The organism is Pseudomaricurvus albidus (assembly GCF_018863235.1).
Classification (GTDB): domain Bacteria; phylum Pseudomonadota; class Gammaproteobacteria; order Pseudomonadales; family Cellvibrionaceae; genus Pseudomaricurvus; species Pseudomaricurvus albidus.
Genome location: NZ_JAHKRS010000003.1, coordinates 70,236 through 89,080 on the forward strand (window position 1 = coordinate 70,236; position 18,845 = coordinate 89,080).

Genomic DNA, 18,845 nt, shown 5'->3' on the forward strand with positions numbered 1-18,845 from the left:
CAGTCAGCAAATTTAAACGCATCAACCACTTTAAAGCGTCAGCTATGCGGCAAAGTCTACCGTTCCGCCACGGTGATAGTGAGACAGAATATTTTTCGCAATCAAGATCTTATGCACTTCATCAGGACCATCCGCAAGACGCAGCGTGCGTGCAGCCAGGTAAAAACTGGCAAGCGGCAAATCACTGGACAAACCAATACCGCCATAAACCTGAATAGCTCGATCCACAACCTGATGCAGCACTCTTGGCACATACACCTTCACCGCTGAAATGTCTGTACGGGCATCTTCACCGGCATCAATTTTCTCGGCACAACGAATGGTCAACAAACGAGCCGTTTGTATATCCATATAAGATTCAGCCACAAAATCCTGCATCATTTGCTTGGACTCGAGCAGACCGCCGTGCACCTTACGCTCAGTCATACGCTTTACCATCAAATCGAATGAACGCCACATGTGCCCGACACAGTTCATGGAGTGATAGACCCGACCCGCTCCGAGCCGATCCTGGGCAGCTGCATGACCACTACCACGATTACCCAACTGGTTCTCAATCGGTACCCGCACATTTTTATAGGTAATCTCAACATGATCTCCGGTAGTGTGCCCCCACACCGGAATATTGCGCTCTACACAAAAGCCCGGAGTATTGGTCGGCACAATGATCTGCGTCATACGCGAACTTGAGGCATCGCCGCGGCCATCACCTTCGGTACGGCACATCACAATGGCAAAATCTGCCGCCCGACCGTTCGAGGTAAACCATTTGCGGCCATTTATCACCCATTCGTCACCATCCCGTACCGCCGTCGTCGTTAACGCACGAGGATCTGACCCGGGGTTATCCGGCTCCGTCATCGAAAAGCACGACTGAAGCTCACCCGCCACCAGCGGCTCCAACCAGCGTTTTTTCTGCTCCTCTGTTCCGTACTTCACCAACAGAGACTCGTTTCCTGCATTGGGGGCAACCACACCAAAAATTCGACTGGCCACCGGACTCCAGGCAATAATCTCATTCATGAATGCATGCCCAAGAAAACCAACTCCCATTCCCCCGTAGGCCTTTGGCAAGTGCGGCGCCCACAGCCCGCACTGACGAACGTGCTGCTGTAACTCCTGCACCAGGGCATTGCGCCGTTCAGGGTCATCACGGCTTAAAAGAAGCCCTTCATTGGGAATCACATGCTGAACCAAAATGTCGGCCGTTCGCTGCCGAATATCATTGATTTCATCACTCAAGCCTGGTGCAGGCTGCACGCTCAGGGGTGAAAACCGGGGTATTGCCATAATCCAATTCCCTCATACCTAAAACTCTGAAATTTATCCTTACAATCCAGACCAGCAGTAAATTGAACGGTCAAAACCAACTTCTACAAAAAATATAGATTAATAAGGTATTTTTTATAGTTTATTTTTCTTAAACAATTAGAATGATACAAAGCAGATGCTCAAAGCCTAACACACAAAAACATACCCCAAACACTAATTTTATGTAAAGACGTAAATTCAGCGCGTAAAAACACCTCAACAGCAGTGAAACATATATACAGGTTGCCCCATGAACGAAACACCCGACCAACAAACACGATCACCAGGCTCGCTCGCAGAACTACTCGACGTAAGCCCCAGAACAGCACCCACAAGCGCAGACATTCACACACCCCATGAACAACTCTTTTTTCAGGGACTGAAGCCTCAGGGTGGTCACGGGAGAGTCTTTGGCGGCCTGGTTATCGGTCAGGCACTGGCCGCCGCCAGCAAAACCGTAACCACCACCAAAGCCATTCACTCACTGCACGCCTACTTTATGCGTGCAGGCGACAGCACCCTGCCAATTCATTACGAAGTTCACAACGACAGGGACGGGCAAAGCTTCAGCACCCGACGCGTGCTGGCCTACCAAAAAGACAAACCCATACTCAGCCTAACCGCCTCTTTTCACACACCGGAGAGCGGCTTGAATCATCAATACACCATGCCCGATGTGCCCGCACCGGACCGACTACTCAACAACCACCAACTGGCCGACCGACACGCGGACAAGATTTCAGACACCCTGATGAAGATCCTCAAACGAAAACTACCCATAGAAACCCGCCCAGTTGATCAGGGAATCCCGTTTTACAACAAAGAAGCAGACACACAACACGCTGTCTGGTTTCGCTCTCGTCAAGCTCTGGGCGACAACCCCATCATTCATCGTGCGGCACTGGCATTCGCCTCAGACATGGGACTGCTAAGCACCTGCATGCGCCCACACAAACTCACCTGGCACACACCAAACTTACAGTCAGCCAGCCTCGACCACGCCCTGTGGTTTCACGAACCATTTATTCAGGCTGACGACTGGATGCTCTACGTTATGGACACACCATGGTCTGGAGGCGCACGGGGCTTTAATCGCGGCAGCATTTACGATCAGAAAGGAAAACTGATTGCCAGTGCCGCTCAGGAAGGACTGCTAAGACCAACCAACTCGTAAACTAACCAACCCGCACTCCCGCACCCCCATCAACCGGCAAGACGGCACCGGTAATGAAACGGGACTCGGATGACGCCAAAAACAGAATGGCGTACGCCGTGTCCCAGGCTGTCCCCATCTTGCCGCCAAGCGGAACCCGCTTGTTACGCTCTTCGCGCAAGGCATTCATATCGACCCCCGTAGCCTTGGCAATACCTGCAACAGCCATAGGGGTATCCATCAGACCAGGGGCAACTGCATTACAACGCACACCTTTGCCGGCACTGGATATAGCAACACTGGCCGTCAGACGATTGAGCGCCGCCTTGGACACCTCGTACGCGACCTGAAAACCACCCGCCACGGAAGCCAGTGATGACACATTCACAATCGACCCGAAACCCTGCTCGCGCATCAAAGGCAAGACCGCCGAAATCATGCGCCAGGCCCCCTTGAGATTGACATCCAACACCAGATCCAGAGCTGACTCATCAACGCGATGAGCCGGACCGTCCGATTTGCTGCCAATGCCCACGTTATTCACCAGTACATCAATGCGTTCCCAACGTTCGCGCACAGCAACCACTACCGAGTCGCAATCATTTTTATTGCGAATGTCGGCCCGCAAAGCTATTGCATCGCCACCCTGCTCCTGAATAAGCAATTCTGTTTCGCGGGCACGATCGAGATCGCGATCAACACAAGCCACACGAGCACCGGCCCGCGCCAACAGGAGTGCAGCAGCACGGCCATTGCCGAGCGTTTCGCCCGGAGTCTGCCCAGCGCCCACCACAACAGCAACCTGACCCTGCAACCTTTCTGCAACACTCATGACCCACCTATCCCCTTACCGCCAAATCAGAATCGGCCGGCAAACCCTCGTCCAATTGCACACCAAAACTGTTTAGCATCATGGAAACCTGCGTGTACTGCCCCACCGTGAACACAACATCCATACACTGTTTTTGCGTTAAGTGTTTGGACAAGACGCTCCAGACCGAATCGGAGACAAAGTGATCCGACACCAGATCATCCACAGCCTGAAGCAATGCACTATCGAGCTCCGACCAGCCACCCTCACGAATGGACCGTTTAACATTTTCAATCTCAACCTCTGTCAAACCACAGCGCAGACCGATAATCCGATGCTGAGCCCACTCATAACCCGACCGACAACACCACCCTGTCCGCAGGATGACCAGCTCCCGCTCCCGTGAGGGCAACTCATTGCGGGCAGACAAGATATACCCACCCCACTGGTTGAACCTTGCTAACGCCTTAGGCGCACGCGCCAACGTGCGAAAAATATTGAACACGCGACCCGAAGCCAAATAGGGCTCCAACGCGGCCTTTTGATCATCACTTAAATGGTCTGCTTCCAGCTCCACATCGCTCAACGGAGCAATCCTTGATTGCGACAAACGCATAATTTCTCCAATACAATGTCTTTTTTCCAAGCGTGTTAATCAAGACCCTCAAACCAGGTCTTCAACTGCAACTTTAGGATTTTTCCATTAGCATTGCGCGGCAATATGGTGTCACTGAAGAGGATTTTTACCGGCGTCTTAAATATTGCCAGCCGCTCCCGAACCCACAGTTTCAATTCTTCTTCCGTCACTTCAGAACCAGGCGCCAAATGAACCACCGCTGCCGGCTCTTCCCCCAGCGTTCGATGAGGAATACCCACTAAGGCCGCATCCGTTACCGCCGGATGATCGTAGAGCACATTCTCCACCTCTGACGGATAAATGTTTTCCCCTCCCCGAATAACCAACTCCTTGGCTCGTCCAACGATGTAACAAAACCCCTCCTCATCCAGCTTCGCAAGATCACCGGTGCGCACCCAGCCATCCACAAATGTCTTGCGGGACTCTTCAGGATTGCCCCAGTACTCCTTTACAACCTGCGGCCCTTTCGCCCACAACTCTCCTACTTCGCCCAAAGGCATTTCATTAACGCCTTCGAGATCCATAATTTTGATGTCTGCTACCGGCACAGCCGGACCACAGCTGGAGGGGCGATTGAGATACTCTTCAGACGACAACAAGGTCACGGTGGCAGAGGTTTCTGTCATTCCCCAACCGGTTGCCGGCAGAGCACCAAACTCTTCGTGTATGCGCAGCACCAGATCCGGAGCCGCCGGCGCGCCCCCGTAGGAGACAGCCTCAATACTGCTGAGATCAAACTTGTGACGTTCCGGATGCTCAAGCAACTGCCAGGCAATGGTCGGCACCCCGCCAGTAGAATTCACTTTTTCACGCTCGATAATCCCAAACGCTTTCACCGGATCCCAGCCCGGCATGAAGATCATGGTATGCCCATAAAAAATGGTCCCCATCATCGCGGCATTACAGGCCGTCACATGAAACAGCGGTATCACCACCAGCGACACCTTGGGCTCAGGCTCTGGAACCTCCTCACCACGACGCACTGCCGCTCGGGCAGTAGAATAGGCGCCGGAAAGAATATTGGTCAGGCAATTGCGATGAGTCCCCACCGCACCTTTCGGCTTACCGGTGGTTCCACTGGTATAAAAGATGGTAGCCTCATCCTCCGGACACAGGTCTACAGAGGGTAGCGACAACACTGGCAGAGAGTGATAATCCGCCGGACTGCCAATCCAATCCTCCAGACGCAAAACACCCTCGGGCAACTCCTCCTGCCACCGACTTACAACGACAGACTGCAATTCTGGCAAATCGGCACACACATCTTTCAACCGCTGAAAGCGTTCGCTATCACACACCAGCACACTGGCACCACTGTCGGATAAGGCATAAGTTAATTCCGCAGGCATCCACCAGGCATTCAACGGCACCACAATCGCACCAAGGCTTGCTGCAGCGAAAAACACCACCGGCCACTCCGGCAAATTCCCCATCGCCAACGCGACGCGATCACCCCGCTTTACACCTGCCACATCCAGCTTGTGCGCCAACTGCGCCACCGCCCGATACCAGGCTTCATAAGTGACGCGCTCATCCTCATAGATGGTAAACAACCGGTCCCCGTGCTCGCGCCCAATCTCAGCCAGAGCCGCCAGACTATCCGGAACATTCTTCCACACACGCAGGGAGACGCCGCGTATATTTTGAATCTCCATTTCGAAGCGCTCGCCAGCGGCACACAACTGCTCTTGGCACGCATCCAAAGAAACCGCCGGCCAACCCTCGCCAATGGCTGCCGCCAATTTAACCTCGGCCGACCCTCCGCAATCTTCCGCATCCACCCCGTTGTCGACACTGGTTGCCGACACTGACGACTCAGCCATAAACCATCTCCCTCATCATTATTAGTATATTGAGTACGATCAAAAACACCTTACTATGGTTTACAAAAACAGGCAATAAGAGATATAAACACACATAAAACCAATAAAACACCAAGCCAAAACAATAAATAGAATATTGGGTATGCAAAATAAAAAGAGCCAAAAAATCAAAATCTCTGAAAAAACAACACGATAGGAAATCTGATGACTCAACCCCAAAATACTGCAAACACTGCCGACGCCATCGAGGCACACCTGACCAAAGCACTTGCTCACGCCCGCAAAATTGACGATATAGCCGAAGACACTGCCTTAAGAGAAATCAAAACCGTCGGGATACTGGGTGCCGGCACCATGGGCGGCGGCATCGCCATGAACTTCCTCAATGCGGGACTCGATGTGGTTCTGGTTGAGCGCGAGCAATCCGCCCTGAGTCGCGGCACCGAAATCATCAAAAAGAATTATTCCCGCAGCGTCCAGAAAGGAAAGCTGACTGAAGCCGCGACCAGCGAAGCCCTTAGCCATCTCAATCCGACACTCGATTACGAACAACTGGCAGATTGCGACCTGATCATTGAAGCCGTGTTTGAAAACATGGAAGTCAAAAAGTCAGTGTTTCGACAACTTGATCAAATCGCCAAGCCCAGTGCCATCCTTGCCTCCAACACCAGCTACCTCAACATTGACGAGATGGCCGCAGAAACTTCCCGCCCCGAATCGGTGCTGGGGCTGCATTTCTTTTCGCCGGCCAACATCATGAAACTGCTGGAAATTGTTCGCGGCGCCCAAACCGCCAAGGATGTTCTTGCCACCTGCATGGCACTGGCTCAACGCATCAACAAGGTAGCGGTTGTGGCGGGTGTCTGCTTCGGTTTTATTGGCAACCGCATGCTTGCCCCGCGCCAACGGCAAGCACAAAGCCTGCTGTTGGAAGGCGCCAAACCCTGGGACATTGATAAAGCACTGACCAGTTTTGGCATGCCCATGGGCCCCTTCCAAATGGGAGATCTGGCAGGGCTGGACCTGGGCTGGAACAAGGAAACTTCCCGCAGCGAAACCATTCGCGACATTCTTTGTGAGCGGGGCCGAAGGGGACAAAAAACCGGGAAGGGTTATTACGATTACGACGACAACCGTAAAGCCACACCCTCTCCGGAGACTGAAACCATAATCAATGAATTTATGGCGGCCCGCGGCCAGCTGCCTCGCGATATCGATAGCGAAGAGATTGTAGAACGGCTGCTGTATCCGATGATTAACGAAGGCGCACTCATACTCGAAGAAAAGATGGCGCAACGGGCATCCGACATCGATCTGGTCTGGATTCATGGCTACGGCTGGCCCAGAGCGACCGGAGGCCCAATGCTCTGGGCCGACCGTATTGGCCTGACCACGGTTGTGCAAGGGCTGGAAAAACATCGGGATCGCCTGGGCGATGGCTTTACTCTATCACCTCTGCTGCAATCCCTTGCCCGTGACAACCAAAAATTCCACAGCAAGCAGCCAGCCTGGCAAGTTTCTTAAGCGCTCATCCGAGCTGAACTTTCGGGAGCCTCGGCTCCCTTTTTTACCCCCCCCTCCCGACACTCCCAACCTCTGGATTAAAGGGTAGTCGGCCAGCCCAACGCTCCTGACACACAACTGACACCTAACTGACACAAAACGTTAGCACCAAAGAAATAGACTGCTTCTGCCACAAGAAATTCTGAGTTTTTTGTCAGAGACTTCAGGTTCAACCAGCATTGCCAGCCGCTCATTCGTCAGCGTTAGCAACACCGCACCAGCAAATGAGTCACGACCATGACAATCTCACCGTTACGCATCACCATACTCCACGACTCTGTCCCCGAACACCTGAATCAATCCAGAGGGTTGGCCGATATGATTGCCAGCCAGCATCAGGCAGACATTCAGGAATGTGCCGCCGAGATTCAGTGGCCTGCATCACGCACTCTGCTGCGACAACTGTGTCAGTCACACCTCCCTCTGGCTTACGGCGCCGTGCTGAAAGCTTACGAACTGGAGTACACACCAACACATACGGATCTGGTGATTTCTTTCGGAGCAGAGATTGCCCCCCTCAATGTCGCACTGACAAAACAGCTGCATTGCCGCAACATTCTTATCGGTTCTCTGTGCGGCATTAACCCAAGGCACACCACGGCACACCTTTCCCTGAAAGGGGGAAGTCATCGAAACGCCATTGCCACAGTCATAGCTCCAACCACAATTTCACCGGAACGTTGCAATCATGAAGGCAATCACCTGAAGCAGCGCCTGGGCAATGGTCGTTACTGGAGCTGCTTTATTGGTGGAGAAGGCAGTGGCTACCGATACTGTGAAAACGATTGGCGTCAGCTCGCCAACGGCCTCAACCATCTGGCCGAACAACACGGCATCCAATGGCTGCTCATTACCTCTCCGCGTACCGGGGCAACCGCAGAAGACTTTCTGTTGAAACATCTGGATGTGGTGCATGTCGCTCGCACGTGCTTTTACAGCCTGACAGGCGAAGAAGACATTACCCCGATACTGGGCTGCAGCGAGAGGACTTTCTGTACGACCGACAGCCTCACCATGCTGAGCAAAGTCATCAGCAGCGGGCGCCCTGCTGTGGGACTGCAACCCAAGCGGCTAATTCCATCTGCCCGTCACCTGAATGCCATTAACACATTCTGTGACGAGAAATACCTGCAACTGGTGAATATCGCTGAACTGGAAGAGTGGCAACCCACACTGGATTGCCAGGGACTGGACTATGCGAGCTACCGCAACCGAATCATAGAACCTTTACAACAGTGGGCGTCTTTTTGACGCTACCACATCAAATCATCAGGGATTTGATAGTCTGCATAAGGATCGTCTTCTTCTGTCTGGGCATCCTGAGCAGTACTTAACGCAATCACCACAGACTCGTCTCGCTCGGCAATCTTTTCCGCCACCGGAAAAGGCACCAGCTCGTACCCCTCACCCAGCTTAACAATGATCAGGCGACCGCGGATCAATAAATCCTGTACCGATTCCGATACATAGATTTTCTTGATCTGTTTTCCATCGGTGAAGTTATAGGCAATATCACCACCGCCCTTGGATTGAGCGTTGAGCGTGATCAACTGTTTGATCTGAGCCGCAATGGCTTTGCGATCCGCCTCAGCCTTGCGCTGTGCGTTCAACTCGCGATCGCGGGCTACCTTTTCTTCTTTAGCTTTTTGAGCCTGTAACTTGGTCTCGTCCACAGCTGCCGTTTTGGACTTATGCTGGATCTTCGCCGCCTTACGCTTATCTTTCTGAGTTTGCTTGGCCTTCTTGGCATCCACTAAACCTGCTTTCATTAATTGATCTTGCAAAGAACTCATGGGTCTTTCCTGGGTCTTTCTGGGGTGTTTACTGATACTGCTGAACCCTGATGGGACTGACGGGCCTTTCTCAGGTTGTGTTCCTGAGCGATACTGCTGAACTATCTGTACATGGCTGAACATGGTGTCAGACTAGCGCCATTTTATCAGTAAAAACCCGGCCGTATAGACCGCTTTTCAAACTAAACGCAATCGGAATGATTATGACGACAATCAGCTGGTGGAATCTGCTGTGGTGTTTGCCCCCCGTCGCCGCAGTCTGCGGCCTCTATCTGTTGTGGCACAGCAGCCCGAAAGACGTGCTGGTGTCCAGCGCCCGCATGGTCATTCAACTGATTGGTGTGGGCTATCTGCTGGTATTTCTGTTTAGCAATCCATCCCCATGGATCAGTCTGGGCGTGATCTCGGTCATGCTCTCTGCCGCTGCCTGGATTTCGATCCGCCCCGTCAAAGGGCTTCCGGGCTATCTCCCGGCTGCAGCAGTGGCACTGCTGGTGTCAGTGGTCCTGCATCTGTTTCTCTCTTTAAAAATGGTGCTGGGAGTTGAGCACTGGTACGAGCCCAATGTCCTGATACCTCTGGCCGGCATGTATTTCGCCAGCACCATGAACGCCATCAGCCTCTGTGCCGAACGTTATCATACAGAGACCCTGCAAGATCAATCCGCCGACCAGGCTCGTCTTGCCGCATTTAATACCGCCATGATCCCTCAGATTAACAGTCTGCTGGCGGTAGGCCTGGTCGCTCTGCCAGGCATGATGACTGGCCAGATCCTGTCCGGTGTATCACCACTGATTGCCGTGCGCTACCAGATCATGATCATGGCCATGTTGCTGGGCTCCAGCGGCCTGGGTATCGCAATATTTCTGCTGTACCTGACTCGCCAAGAGAAAAGAGACACTCCCATCAGCTAAACAAAACGTAACAAACCGGTGTCTTAGCTTCATTCACACAGCAGCACGCTTGGTTTATATTACCAATCCATGACAACTTACATTGCGTAAGCCATTATCTGAACGAGACAGGAAGGACACTATGACATTTTTACCACAAGTTACCCGCACCGCCAGCACCCTGAAAACCGCACTGGTTGCCTCGTCCCTATTGGCTTTCTCCTGCGTTGGCCACGCTGACTGGTCCCTGAATAATGAGCAATCGCAGCTGAACTTCATCTCTGTCAAGAAATCCACTGTCGCTGAAATACACACCTTCAAAAGCATCTCTGGCACCCTGTCAGACAGTGGCGAAGTAGCTCTGAGCATTGATCTGTCCAGCGTTGACACCAAGATTCAAATTCGCGATGAACGTCTGCTGAAGGTGCTGTCCAACGCCGGCGCTTTCCCTAAAGCCGAACTGACTGGCACCGTAGACACCTCGGAAGTGAAAGCCCTGAAACCCGGCGAAACCCTGGCTCAGGACCTGTCTCTGACTCTTAGCCTGCACGGCCAAAGCCACACAGTACCCGCTACCGTTAAGGTAACCGCCCTGACCGATGGCAAACTGCAAGTCGCCACCCAGCAGCCCGTGATCCTCAACGCTGCGGATTTCAAGCTGGTTGAAGGCGTGAACGAACTGAAACAACTGGCGGGTCTGCCGTCCATCAGTCTGGCTGTTCCTGTCACTGCAGAATTGGTTTTCGACGCCAAATAAGCCCTGTGCGCCGCACACCCTGCGGTGCCCTTTCTGTCCTTAGCCGCTCTGCTAAGGCAACTTTGCCCTCTCAACCAGCACGGGAGGGCATCTTCAGCCAGTTGATGTATCATATATCGCCACACAATTAAGATTGAGAGCCTCGATCATACGGCACGTCCGTCTTACCTATTTCTGCGAGAATCTATGAGCAAACTCACCCATTTGGACAGCCAGGGCCACGCGCACATGGTCGATGTTGGCCAGAAAGACGACAGTCAGCGTCAGGCCACGGCTGAAGCCTTTGTCACCATGACTCCGGAAACCCTGCAGCTCATTGTCGATGGCGGTCACAAAAAAGGCGATGTATTCGCCGTGGCACGTATCGCAGGGATCCAGGCCGCCAAGAAGTGCTCGGACCTGATTCCCCTGTGCCACCCGCTAATGCTGACCTCCATCAAGGTGGAGCTGGAAGCTTTACCCGAACTCAATCAGGTGCGCATCGAAAGCACCTGTAAACTGCGCGGCCAGACCGGTGTCGAAATGGAAGCCCTGACTGCCGCTTCCGTCGCCGCCCTGACCCTGTACGACATGTGTAAAGCTGTCGACAAGGGGATGATTATTGGCAATGTTCGCCTGTTGGAAAAACAAGGTGGTAAATCCGGTCACTGGCAGGCACAGGACTAATGCACTGCCCCGGTGATCGACTGAAGACGTCAGAGGTGAACTCCATGCTTAAATTACTTTTTTTCGCCCGCCTGCGGGAAGATCTCAACTGCCACGAAGAAACCCTTCCCCTACCCGATGGTATTGCCACCGTGGGAGAACTGAGAGACCACTTGTGCCAGCGCGGTGACAACTGGCAAAAAGCCTTGCACAGCACAGGGCTTTTTGTGGCCGTAGAGCAACAGGTAGTCGACTGGGAAACGCCACTGAGCGGCTCCGAGGAAGTGGCCTTTTTTCCCCCGGTTACCGGCGGCTAAGGAGACGAATATGATCCTTGTCCAGGAACAGGATTTTGACCTGCAACACGAGTACGAAACCCTGCGTCAGGACGGCCCCGGCATAGGCGCAATCGTCACTTTTGTAGGCCTGATGCGGGACTTTAACGACGGAGACAATGTAAAGTCCCTGTTTCTTGAACACTACGCCGGCATGACCGAAAAGGTATTGGCAAACATCGTCAATCAAGCCAAAGAACGCTGGCAACTGCAAGCCGTTCGGATCATTCACCGCGTGGGCGAATTGCACCCCAGTGACCAGATCGTTTTTGTCGGCGTTTCCAGCGCACACAGGGGCGATGCCTTCGCGGCTTGCGAATTCATTATGGACTTTCTCAAAACCCGGGCGCCGTTCTGGAAACGAGAACAAACCGATCAGGGGTCACGCTGGGTTGATGCCCGAAGCTCCGACACTGACGCTGCACAACGCTGGAATAAAAACTGATGTCCTCAAAGACCTCCAAGGGTTCTTTTAACCCGAAAGACTATGGCATACCGGAACATTTTCAACATTATCCCGGTGACCCCGCTGAAGACTTTGTCGGCCCTTTTTTCTACTACCGAGAAGAGGGTATTTGCTACACCGCTTTTCGTGTCCAGCCCCATCATTGCAACATGTCTGGCAGTACCCATGGCGGTATTCTGATGAGTTTTGCCGATTATTGCCTGTGCATGGCGGCATTTACGGAAGAGATGGAGACGGTGGTCACCGTCAATTGCAACAGTGATTTTATCGGCCCGTCCAGAGAAGGTGATTTAATCATTGGCGAAACTGAAATCACCCGACAGGGGAAAAACATTGCTTTTACCCGTTGCCGCTTGCTTGTTGACGACCAACCCGTACTGACCGCCAGCGGCGTCATCAAACTCTTTCGCAAATGGTAATGTCCAACAATCCCACCTGGCTACAACGCCTGAAACAACACTACTCGGCCCCACTGGCTCAAAGCTTCAAGCAATTTAAGCTGGGCGCCATGTTGTTTTTCTTCGGCGGGATGCTGATCTATGCCAGTGCTGCAGCAATGACAGCATCGGCTTTGCAAGAAGTGGTCTTGCTCGCCGGTCTGTTTATTGGCGGGTTCGGTTTTTTGATCGCCATGATGGCGCAAGTCAGGATGATGATCAGCCGGCTGGTTAAGTTCTTCAGCGACTGAGCCGACATCAATCGGGCAGTTTGCGATTCACGTAAATATCGTAGCGGCTGGTTTTTCCTGACAGCTGATAAGTTGGCGACTCGTCATTCAAAAAAGGCGCCTTGCGCGGCCGCTTGACCACCACTCTGTACTCAGCGACCGATTTTGCCAATGGCAAAAGTTGATCAGCATCTTCATCTTTACCAACCACCTGATGAAACGCTGCCATATCTTTTTTTACACTGGCGGACTTGCTGCGGTCAGGAAACATCGGATCAAGATACACCACACCCACCCTTTCAGAGTCAGCCAGCTGCTGCAAACTGTCCCCGGCAGACAGGGACATTCGCTGCGCGATAGACTGCAACTCAGGATCCAGTGACTGGTTGGCACGCCGCAAACCATCAGCCAGCAGTTCCGACACCACCGGGTTGCGTTCGTACAACATCATTTCACAACCGAGGCAGGCAAGCACAAACGCATCTTTACCCAGTCCTGCAGTAGCATCAAGCACTTTTAACGGCCGACTGGCCTTTATACCCACCGCCTTGGCAATCATCTGCCCGGAACCACCGCCAAACTTTCGCCGATGCGCAACCGCGCCACCTTCGAAGTCAACACGGGTAGGTCCGGGGGCTTTTTTCCCCAGAGGTTGTAGTGACACCCCTTCTTCTCCGAGCAATAACACAAATCCTTCCAGCGACTTCATCTTCTCAGGAAGATCTTTGTTGGAACTGGAGTGACAAACCAACTCTGCCGGCAAGCCCAAACGCAAAGCCAAGGACAATGCATCTGTCCGGTACTCGTCTGCCAAGCAGATGATCGCCTGGGGAGAAGTTAAATCAGACATGGTGATTAAGGCGAAGAATGCCGGGCCAACCGGGAGGGATAAAGCCGATCCAATTTCACAATATCCTGCCTGGCCTGAAGTTTGGGAATAACCTGCTCGCAGCTCTTGGCCACCCATTCAAGAGACGTCCGGGAGGCGGTTGGATCCAGAGGGGCAGACTCTTCCAGAGAGGTCAGGGAGGCAGACTGGATGGTCGTCATATCGCCGAACACCAAATAGCTTTCGCCTTTTTGCAAGGGCCGGGAGCAATTCTTCAGGCTGATTTTCAGCTCAGCATCCACGGGGATATCCCCCTTCCAAAGACGCTCAATTTCCAGCTGGTATGAAAAGGCTTCCACTGACAACAATCCGGGCATGCTCATCCCGCGATTCACCAGGCTACTGACGTGTGTAATGGTAACCAGTGCCACAGCATCGACTTGCTCGGCCAGTGCTCTGGTGGTCTTTTTTTCTGCTGAAGAGGAAGACGGGGAATGGGATTGAACAGAGAAGACCTGCGTGGACATAAGCATAAACAATGCTGCACCGCAGGACAGCGAGAGCCTTTTCGTCCAGGTTTTCATCAGATTGTTCATCCAGTTCACTACCAGCGGTCAATTTGAATGCGCGCTAGCTTAACCTGCCCTTTGCGGCCGGGCAATGCCCGAACACACACTCCGACCGCAAAGGAAGATTGCTGTCCTTGATTGACAGCTTTATTTCACCGCTGAATCAGCGATCCAGAGGCAATAACTCCAGCTCTACGCGACGGTTGGCTTCACGCCCTTGCGCCGTATCGTTGCTGGCAATGGGATAACGCGGGCCATAGCCTGCAGTCTGAACCCGACCAGACGCGACTTTCTGAGACACCAGATACTGTCTGACGCTGTCAGCGCGAGCTTCACTCAGACGCTGGTTCAGATCAGCACCACCTGTGGAGTCGGTGTGACCCGTAATGCGAATCGCCGTGCGATCAAATTCAGCCAGTACCACAGCCACAGAGTTCAACGTAGGGTAGAAATTACTGCGAATGGCACTCTGCCCGGAATCAAACGTGATATTACCTGGCATCACCAGACGGATGGTATCGCCCTCACGACGCACCTGAACCCCCGTGCCCTGCAATTGACTGCGAAGTTGAGCCTCTTGTTTGTCCATATAAAAACCGACACCGCCACCGATGGCACCGCCGGCAACTGCGCCGGTCAATGCACCCTTGCCGCGATCGTCCTTACTTGAGGTCGCTGCGCCAATAATTGCACCTACTACCGCACCCGCACCTGCACCTTTCGCCGTATTGCTGGTTTTCTGCTCACCTGTGTATGGATCTGTAGACATACAGCCCACAGCCAGAACCGTAAACAGCGCAATCAGTATCCGCGACATGTTTTTCTCCTTAATTAATGGTTTTTTCTATTGTTAATACGATAAATCAGAATGATACATAAACAGCCGTCCAATCATCTGGTTGAAACGCAGCCTTTGCTCAAACCTCTAAAATGCCGCGCAATTCTACCAGTCTTTTCAAAACCGCCTGCGAATTCATCCACGCTTTTCCGACAACGACTTGATACAATCGCCACGCAACGAAAATATAACTGACACATTGCATGAGACCACCGATGAATTTTCCCCTGCATACCGGCCGCTTCACCACCCTGCTACGGACTGTCCGTCTGTTGCCTGCAACCCTGGTGGTAGTAGCTTTGAGCGCCTGCAACCAATATCAAATGACACTCAATGAAACCGTTGTTCATACCCCTCCGACGCTGTTGACCGATTTCGATACCGAAGACCCTCGCCTCAAGCAGTGCCTCGATCAAATCATTAAAGACGGCAACTTCACTTCTTTTGAACAAGTTACTCAATTAATTTGCAGTCACGCCGGGTTAAGCAGTCTAAAGGGTATTGAGTCATTCCAGGGCTTGAAACAAATCAATCTGGAAAACAATGGCCTAACCAGCCTCAAACCGCTTCAGTACCTGTCCAAAATCGAGGTACTGAAAGTGAACGACAACCTCTTAACTCAAGTGCCGGAATTGTTGAACCTGCCACGACTGAAAGAGGTCAATCTGGAAAACAACCCCAATCTGGTGTGTCAGGATCTTCAACAGTTGAAGGAAATCAGCTCTGTCTCCCTGCATCTGCCCGAGCAATGCCGCTAAGCTCATCCGTCTTTCGGGCTTACCGGCAGTCCAGGTACAGTGTTACGCAAACGGGCTGAATAAAGTCTTAACGGGGGTCTGGAACAAACATAAGCCCCGCCGTCTTGCGATGGTGGTGCATGATCTGCATTTTGACGGGCTCATCATTGATGGGCCCCACCATTTTCTTGAAACGCACGTCGACAACGGTTCCAACCGGGGGAATCTGATGGTTCTCGATAAGTACCGAGGCGCCGCCATCCGAGACATCCCGGGCAAACCCCACAATGGTTCCAAAAGCTGGGTGAGTCATTTCCACTCTGATTGACGCTGGCTTCCGGTCAAACTTGCGACGTTCATCTTCCACGATCATTATTGCTCCTTATGCCCAAGCTTATCTTCTGTCACCCAATCAAACCACAAATAGGAATATCAATAAAGACAGGCTGGCCTGAGAAATTGGCTAATGGCTCTTTACCGATCAGTCATGCCATTCTGGCCTGCTTAAAATACCTCCAGAAAAGGCCTAACGACTTCAGCAGAGTACCGTCATTCTGATTATTCGTATCTGGAGCCTGTCTGAACAATTCAAACCATTCGCACAATGATGGCACCAACCAAGCCCTATCGCCACGCACTGACTGCAAAAACCAGAAAAACAGGCCCACTTATCCACCATTGCTGTGGATAACTCTGTGAATGAGCTTTGCACACCTTGCCCTACGCCCCATTATTACAGCCATGTGAACAAAGTGGCCAGTTAATGATCATCGACCGGTTTTTCTTTAGCTTTCAATAAGTTATATATTTTTTAAAAGGACTTCAGGAAATTTCAAGACAAACGATACAGGACTGTTAAAAAAGATTTACAGGTGTGGACAAAGCATGTCAGGTATGACAGGTTGCAACGGCAGAATTTGGAAAGTGTGTACCAACTAAACCCTAAAATCGCCCTAAAACGGGGCTTTTTCAGGAGCCTTAGAAAGGTAATTCAGAGAATAATCATTCGGTTCTATACGCTGATCCAATCAAAGCCTTCGTCCTGACAGGCGTATTCAACAGCAGGAATCTGTGCAGTGACTTCCGCCAGCACACGCTTCGCCAATTCAAGGGAATTATTCTTCTGACTGATGTGGCCCACCACAAGATGTCGCAGGCGCTCACCATTAACTCGCGCCAGAAACCCTGCCGCCTGCTGATTGCTCAAATGCCCCCAGGGGCCACCCACCCGCTGCTTTAAAGAGGGAGGATAAGGGCCGGAGGCCAGCATTTGTGGATCATGGTTCGCTTCCAGCAACAGGGCGTCACAGTCGTAAAAGTGATTTTCAACGTGTGCACTGATATTCCCCAGATCTGTGAGGATCCCCAATCGCTTGCCCGCTGCCTTAAACACGAACTGGGCCGGTTCCCGCGCATCGTGAGGAACCGCAACCGGCAGCACCTCAAGATCGTCCAGCTGGAATGGCTGATAGCCTTCGATAAGATGCAGGAAAGGGAGTTTGCCGAGATCCCGGCTACGGTATGTGCCCGGGGTCATGTAGACAGGAAGATTATATTTGCGCGCCAGAGGGGGGACGCCTTTAAGATGATCGGCGTGTTCATGAGTCACCAGCACAGCCGTAATCTCGGTCACACGGCGCCCCAGACGCTCGACTCGACGCTCCACCTCTTTGATGGTGAAGCCGCAATCAACCAGTAATAACTGATCTTTCCAGGACACCAGGGTCCCGTTACCGCGGCTGCCACTGCCCAGCGACGCAAACCTCATGACAGCCATTCCGGTTAAATCAGGTTGTGGCGAATAACATTCAGCAGTTTCTTGGCGTCACGTACCGGCAGCTTGCGGGCATAGCCGTCGCGGATGCGAACCTGAACATCCTCACCCTGACCACGCACTACCACCAGATAACCTGGCACATCTTTCAGCGGCTCAGCGGCGGTGCTGCTGATACTGTTGAAAATCTTGCGGTTTTCCGCTGTATTTTCCAGCTGCAGATGAGCCAGCACTTCACTTAAGCTGTAAGGGGAAGATTGCTGAACGTCATCACCGCCGAACATGCCACTGAAGAAACCGGGCTCATCTTCATTTTTTTCAAAAGTCGGATCGAAGTTCACGTAGAAGACACCAACAGCGTCGTCGCTTTCCCACAGGGTGAAGCCTTCTTCCTGAACTGCGTGACTGACAGTAGCCCAGGCACGATTATAAGCCAGGGACAGCTGCAGCAAGGGCTCACCATCGCGGGAATCCAGGCTCACCTTGTCACTAAGACCAATTGTCTGAGCCAGCAAAGACGCTGCCTGGCCACTGCCGGTGTCACTGGCAATGGTCGCAGCCAGCTCATCCATCATCCAGGTTTCACGTTCCTGATTCACAGACTGAGTAGGCCAGTTGACCTGCCCGCTGCCAGGAATATCTTTGTCCACACTCATGTGCAGCACGTGAATTTCAGTGCTGTCCGGCTGGACTCCCTGCTCAATTTGCAGTCGGTATTTGTCCTTGGTGTCGTCGTCACCTTTAAAGCGCAACCAGCCGGTTTCAATAACACCACTGGTGGCATCGGTGTATACGACTTCAAGGCTATTTCGTGACAGGAAACCGCGTACTTGTGGCCAAACCTGTGCCGGAGGCGCACTGACCAAAATCCAGCGGCGATCGGCCAGTTTCTGAATCTTTACTTTGTCCGCAAAGGCGTTATCCGACAGGGATTGGGGACGCGGAACTTCAAATTCTCCGCTGAAGTCCACCTCACTGTTCTGGATCGTCGGGATCATATACAGCTGCTGAACTCTCTGTTCGGAGACCCCCGGCGGCAAGGCCATCGGATCGATGACATCGGCATTCAGATAATCATCGCCACGATCGCGAAAATAACCTTCCGGCCCAAACAGAGAACTACAACCTGTTATTCCCCCAACCACAGCCAACACCGCTGCGCGAACAATAAAACGATTCATCATTATTTTTTCATCTTTTGTTTTCTGTGAAGCTTCGGAAATCCAACGACTTCCAGAGTCCGG

22 protein-coding genes are annotated in these 18,845 nt (G+C 52.4%); 11 read left to right on the top strand and 11 right to left on the bottom strand.

Features of this window, described 5'->3' with window-relative positions:
• Positions 1-42: 42 nt before the first annotated feature.
• Positions 43-1,290, bottom strand: coding sequence for an acyl-CoA dehydrogenase family protein (locus KOI40_RS06775; protein WP_216096725.1), 1,248 nt, complete (start codon positions 1,288-1,290; stop codon positions 43-45).
• 271 nt (positions 1,291-1,561) lie between these two features.
• Between KOI40_RS06775 and KOI40_RS06780 the strand changes: the two genes are divergently transcribed.
• The gene (locus tag KOI40_RS06780; RefSeq protein WP_216096726.1) at positions 1,562-2,485 is read left to right on the top strand and encodes an acyl-CoA thioesterase; all 924 of its coding nucleotides are present in this window, start codon (positions 1,562-1,564) and stop codon (positions 2,483-2,485) included.
• 1 nt (position 2,486) lies between these two features.
• Here KOI40_RS06780 and KOI40_RS06785 read toward each other — a convergent pair whose 3' ends face one another.
• Genes KOI40_RS06785 through KOI40_RS06795 form a run of 3 tightly spaced genes read right to left on the bottom strand, consistent with a single transcriptional unit; the run spans position 2,487 to position 5,735 of the window.
• Entirely contained in the window at positions 2,487-3,296 is an 810-nt protein-coding gene (locus KOI40_RS06785) for an SDR family NAD(P)-dependent oxidoreductase (RefSeq protein ID WP_216096727.1), read from the bottom strand.
• 7 nt (positions 3,297-3,303) lie between these two features.
• Positions 3,304-3,891 (bottom strand): carboxymuconolactone decarboxylase family protein, encoded by a 588-nt coding sequence (locus tag KOI40_RS06790; RefSeq protein WP_216096728.1) that lies wholly within the window; start codon positions 3,889-3,891, stop codon positions 3,304-3,306.
• 35 nt (positions 3,892-3,926) lie between these two features.
• Positions 3,927-5,735 (bottom strand): class I adenylate-forming enzyme family protein, encoded by a 1,809-nt coding sequence (locus tag KOI40_RS06795; RefSeq protein ID WP_216096729.1) that lies wholly within the window; start codon positions 5,733-5,735, stop codon positions 3,927-3,929.
• Between the two features lie 204 nt (positions 5,736-5,939).
• Between KOI40_RS06795 and KOI40_RS06800 the strand changes: the two genes are divergently transcribed.
• Positions 5,940-7,259 carry a 3-hydroxyacyl-CoA dehydrogenase gene (locus KOI40_RS06800; protein WP_216096730.1) on the top strand — a complete coding sequence of 440 codons (1,320 nt, stop codon included), beginning with the start codon at positions 5,940-5,942 and terminating at the stop codon, positions 7,257-7,259.
• Positions 7,260-7,535: 276 nt separating this feature from the next.
• Positions 7,536-8,549 (top strand): ELM1/GtrOC1 family putative glycosyltransferase, encoded by a 1,014-nt coding sequence (locus KOI40_RS06805; RefSeq protein ID WP_216096731.1) that lies wholly within the window; start codon positions 7,536-7,538, stop codon positions 8,547-8,549.
• A 2-nt stretch (positions 8,550-8,551) separates the two neighbouring features.
• On the opposite strand, the gene KOI40_RS06810 is transcribed toward KOI40_RS06805, so the two are convergent.
• A complete protein-coding gene (locus tag KOI40_RS06810; RefSeq protein WP_216096732.1) occupies positions 8,552-9,091 on the bottom strand; it encodes a DUF2058 domain-containing protein in 540 nt (179 codons plus the stop codon).
• A 203-nt stretch (positions 9,092-9,294) separates the two neighbouring features.
• On the opposite strand from KOI40_RS06810, the gene KOI40_RS06815 reads away from it, so the two are divergent.
• From KOI40_RS06815 to KOI40_RS06845, 7 genes are all read left to right on the top strand, one after another.
• Positions 9,295-10,005, top strand: coding sequence for an ABC transporter permease (locus tag KOI40_RS06815; protein WP_216096733.1), 711 nt, complete (start codon positions 9,295-9,297; stop codon positions 10,003-10,005).
• Between the two features lie 121 nt (positions 10,006-10,126).
• Entirely contained in the window at positions 10,127-10,741 is a 615-nt protein-coding gene (locus KOI40_RS06820) for a YceI family protein (RefSeq protein ID WP_216096734.1), read from the top strand.
• Positions 10,742-10,927: 186 nt separating this feature from the next.
• Positions 10,928-11,407, top strand: coding sequence for a cyclic pyranopterin monophosphate synthase MoaC (moaC, locus tag KOI40_RS06825; RefSeq protein WP_216096735.1), 480 nt, complete (start codon positions 10,928-10,930; stop codon positions 11,405-11,407).
• A gap of 44 nt (positions 11,408-11,451) precedes the next feature.
• Positions 11,452-11,703 carry a molybdopterin converting factor subunit 1 gene (gene moaD, locus KOI40_RS06830; protein ID WP_216096736.1) on the top strand — a complete coding sequence of 84 codons (252 nt, stop codon included), beginning with the start codon at positions 11,452-11,454 and terminating at the stop codon, positions 11,701-11,703.
• Between the two features lie 10 nt (positions 11,704-11,713).
• Positions 11,714-12,166, top strand: a complete 453-nt coding sequence (gene moaE / locus KOI40_RS06835; protein ID WP_216096737.1) for a molybdopterin synthase catalytic subunit MoaE — start codon at positions 11,714-11,716, stop codon at positions 12,164-12,166.
• A complete protein-coding gene (locus KOI40_RS06840; RefSeq protein WP_216096738.1) occupies positions 12,166-12,606 on the top strand; it encodes a PaaI family thioesterase in 441 nt (146 codons plus the stop codon). The genes moaE and KOI40_RS06840 overlap by 1 nt, the downstream gene beginning before the upstream one ends.
• Positions 12,606-12,875 carry a hypothetical protein gene (locus tag KOI40_RS06845; protein ID WP_216096739.1) on the top strand — a complete coding sequence of 90 codons (270 nt, stop codon included), beginning with the start codon at positions 12,606-12,608 and terminating at the stop codon, positions 12,873-12,875. Before KOI40_RS06840 ends, KOI40_RS06845 begins: the two co-directional genes overlap by 1 nt.
• A gap of 7 nt (positions 12,876-12,882) precedes the next feature.
• On the opposite strand, the gene KOI40_RS06850 is transcribed toward KOI40_RS06845, so the two are convergent.
• The 3 genes from KOI40_RS06850 to KOI40_RS06860 all read right to left on the bottom strand — a co-directional run bounded on the left by KOI40_RS06850 (position 12,883) and on the right by KOI40_RS06860 (position 15,069).
• Positions 12,883-13,704 (bottom strand): class I SAM-dependent methyltransferase, encoded by an 822-nt coding sequence (locus KOI40_RS06850; protein ID WP_216096740.1) that lies wholly within the window; start codon positions 13,702-13,704, stop codon positions 12,883-12,885.
• Between the two features lie 5 nt (positions 13,705-13,709).
• The gene (locus tag KOI40_RS06855) at positions 13,710-14,216 is read right to left on the bottom strand and encodes a hypothetical protein (RefSeq protein ID WP_216096741.1); all 507 of its coding nucleotides are present in this window, start codon (positions 14,214-14,216) and stop codon (positions 13,710-13,712) included.
• Positions 14,217-14,415: 199 nt separating this feature from the next.
• Positions 14,416-15,069, bottom strand: a complete 654-nt coding sequence (locus KOI40_RS06860; protein ID WP_216096742.1) for a YiaD family glycine zipper/OmpA-like lipoprotein — start codon at positions 15,067-15,069, stop codon at positions 14,416-14,418.
• A 236-nt stretch (positions 15,070-15,305) separates the two neighbouring features.
• Between KOI40_RS06860 and KOI40_RS06865 the strand changes: the two genes are divergently transcribed.
• The gene (locus KOI40_RS06865) at positions 15,306-15,848 is read left to right on the top strand and encodes a leucine-rich repeat domain-containing protein (protein WP_216096743.1); all 543 of its coding nucleotides are present in this window, start codon (positions 15,306-15,308) and stop codon (positions 15,846-15,848) included.
• A gap of 67 nt (positions 15,849-15,915) precedes the next feature.
• On the opposite strand, the gene KOI40_RS06870 is transcribed toward KOI40_RS06865, so the two are convergent.
• The 3 genes from KOI40_RS06870 to KOI40_RS06880 all read right to left on the bottom strand — a co-directional run bounded on the left by KOI40_RS06870 (position 15,916) and on the right by KOI40_RS06880 (position 18,785).
• Entirely contained in the window at positions 15,916-16,200 is a 285-nt protein-coding gene (locus KOI40_RS06870) for a PilZ domain-containing protein (protein ID WP_216096744.1), read from the bottom strand.
• Positions 16,201-16,839: 639 nt separating this feature from the next.
• Positions 16,840-17,595: an MBL fold metallo-hydrolase gene (locus tag KOI40_RS06875; RefSeq protein WP_233710091.1), complete on the bottom strand. Its 756-nt coding sequence runs from the start codon at positions 17,593-17,595 to the stop codon at positions 16,840-16,842.
• Positions 17,596-17,609: 14 nt separating this feature from the next.
• Positions 17,610-18,785, bottom strand: coding sequence for an NlpB/DapX family lipoprotein (locus tag KOI40_RS06880; protein WP_216096746.1), 1,176 nt, complete (start codon positions 18,783-18,785; stop codon positions 17,610-17,612).
• Positions 18,786-18,845 lie beyond the last annotated feature (60 nt).

Coding starts and splice junctions, on each gene's coding strand:
- KOI40_RS06815 (WP_216096733.1), top strand. CDS start 9,295: ATGACGACAATCAGCTGGTGGAATCTGCTGTGGTGTTTGCCCCCCGTC.
- KOI40_RS06800 (WP_216096730.1), top strand. CDS start 5,940: ATGACTCAACCCCAAAATACTGCAAACACTGCCGACGCCATCGAGGCA.
- KOI40_RS06850 (WP_216096740.1), bottom strand. CDS start 13,704: ATGTCTGATTTAACTTCTCCCCAGGCGATCATCTGCTTGGCAGACGAG.
- KOI40_RS06775 (WP_216096725.1), bottom strand. CDS start 1,290: ATGGCAATACCCCGGTTTTCACCCCTGAGCGTGCAGCCTGCACCAGGC.
- KOI40_RS06820 (WP_216096734.1), top strand. CDS start 10,127: ATGACATTTTTACCACAAGTTACCCGCACCGCCAGCACCCTGAAAACC.
- KOI40_RS06870 (WP_216096744.1), bottom strand. CDS start 16,200: ATGATCGTGGAAGATGAACGTCGCAAGTTTGACCGGAAGCCAGCGTCA.
- KOI40_RS06865 (WP_216096743.1), top strand. CDS start 15,306: ATGAATTTTCCCCTGCATACCGGCCGCTTCACCACCCTGCTACGGACT.
- KOI40_RS06795 (WP_216096729.1), bottom strand. CDS start 5,735: ATGGCTGAGTCGTCAGTGTCGGCAACCAGTGTCGACAACGGGGTGGAT.
- moaD (WP_216096736.1), top strand. CDS start 11,452: ATGCTTAAATTACTTTTTTTCGCCCGCCTGCGGGAAGATCTCAACTGC.
- KOI40_RS06855 (WP_216096741.1), bottom strand. CDS start 14,216: ATGCTTATGTCCACGCAGGTCTTCTCTGTTCAATCCCATTCCCCGTCT.
- moaE (WP_216096737.1), top strand. CDS start 11,714: ATGATCCTTGTCCAGGAACAGGATTTTGACCTGCAACACGAGTACGAA.
- KOI40_RS06840 (WP_216096738.1), top strand. CDS start 12,166: ATGTCCTCAAAGACCTCCAAGGGTTCTTTTAACCCGAAAGACTATGGC.
- KOI40_RS06845 (WP_216096739.1), top strand. CDS start 12,606: ATGTCCAACAATCCCACCTGGCTACAACGCCTGAAACAACACTACTCG.
- moaC (WP_216096735.1), top strand. CDS start 10,928: ATGAGCAAACTCACCCATTTGGACAGCCAGGGCCACGCGCACATGGTC.
- KOI40_RS06860 (WP_216096742.1), bottom strand. CDS start 15,069: ATGTCGCGGATACTGATTGCGCTGTTTACGGTTCTGGCTGTGGGCTGT.
- KOI40_RS06875 (WP_233710091.1), bottom strand. CDS start 17,595: ATGAGGTTTGCGTCGCTGGGCAGTGGCAGCCGCGGTAACGGGACCCTG.
- KOI40_RS06790 (WP_216096728.1), bottom strand. CDS start 3,891: ATGCGTTTGTCGCAATCAAGGATTGCTCCGTTGAGCGATGTGGAGCTG.
- KOI40_RS06780 (WP_216096726.1), top strand. CDS start 1,562: ATGAACGAAACACCCGACCAACAAACACGATCACCAGGCTCGCTCGCA.
- KOI40_RS06810 (WP_216096732.1), bottom strand. CDS start 9,091: ATGAGTTCTTTGCAAGATCAATTAATGAAAGCAGGTTTAGTGGATGCC.
- KOI40_RS06805 (WP_216096731.1), top strand. CDS start 7,536: ATGACAATCTCACCGTTACGCATCACCATACTCCACGACTCTGTCCCC.
- KOI40_RS06785 (WP_216096727.1), bottom strand. CDS start 3,296: ATGAGTGTTGCAGAAAGGTTGCAGGGTCAGGTTGCTGTTGTGGTGGGC.
- KOI40_RS06880 (WP_216096746.1), bottom strand. CDS start 18,785: ATGATGAATCGTTTTATTGTTCGCGCAGCGGTGTTGGCTGTGGTTGGG.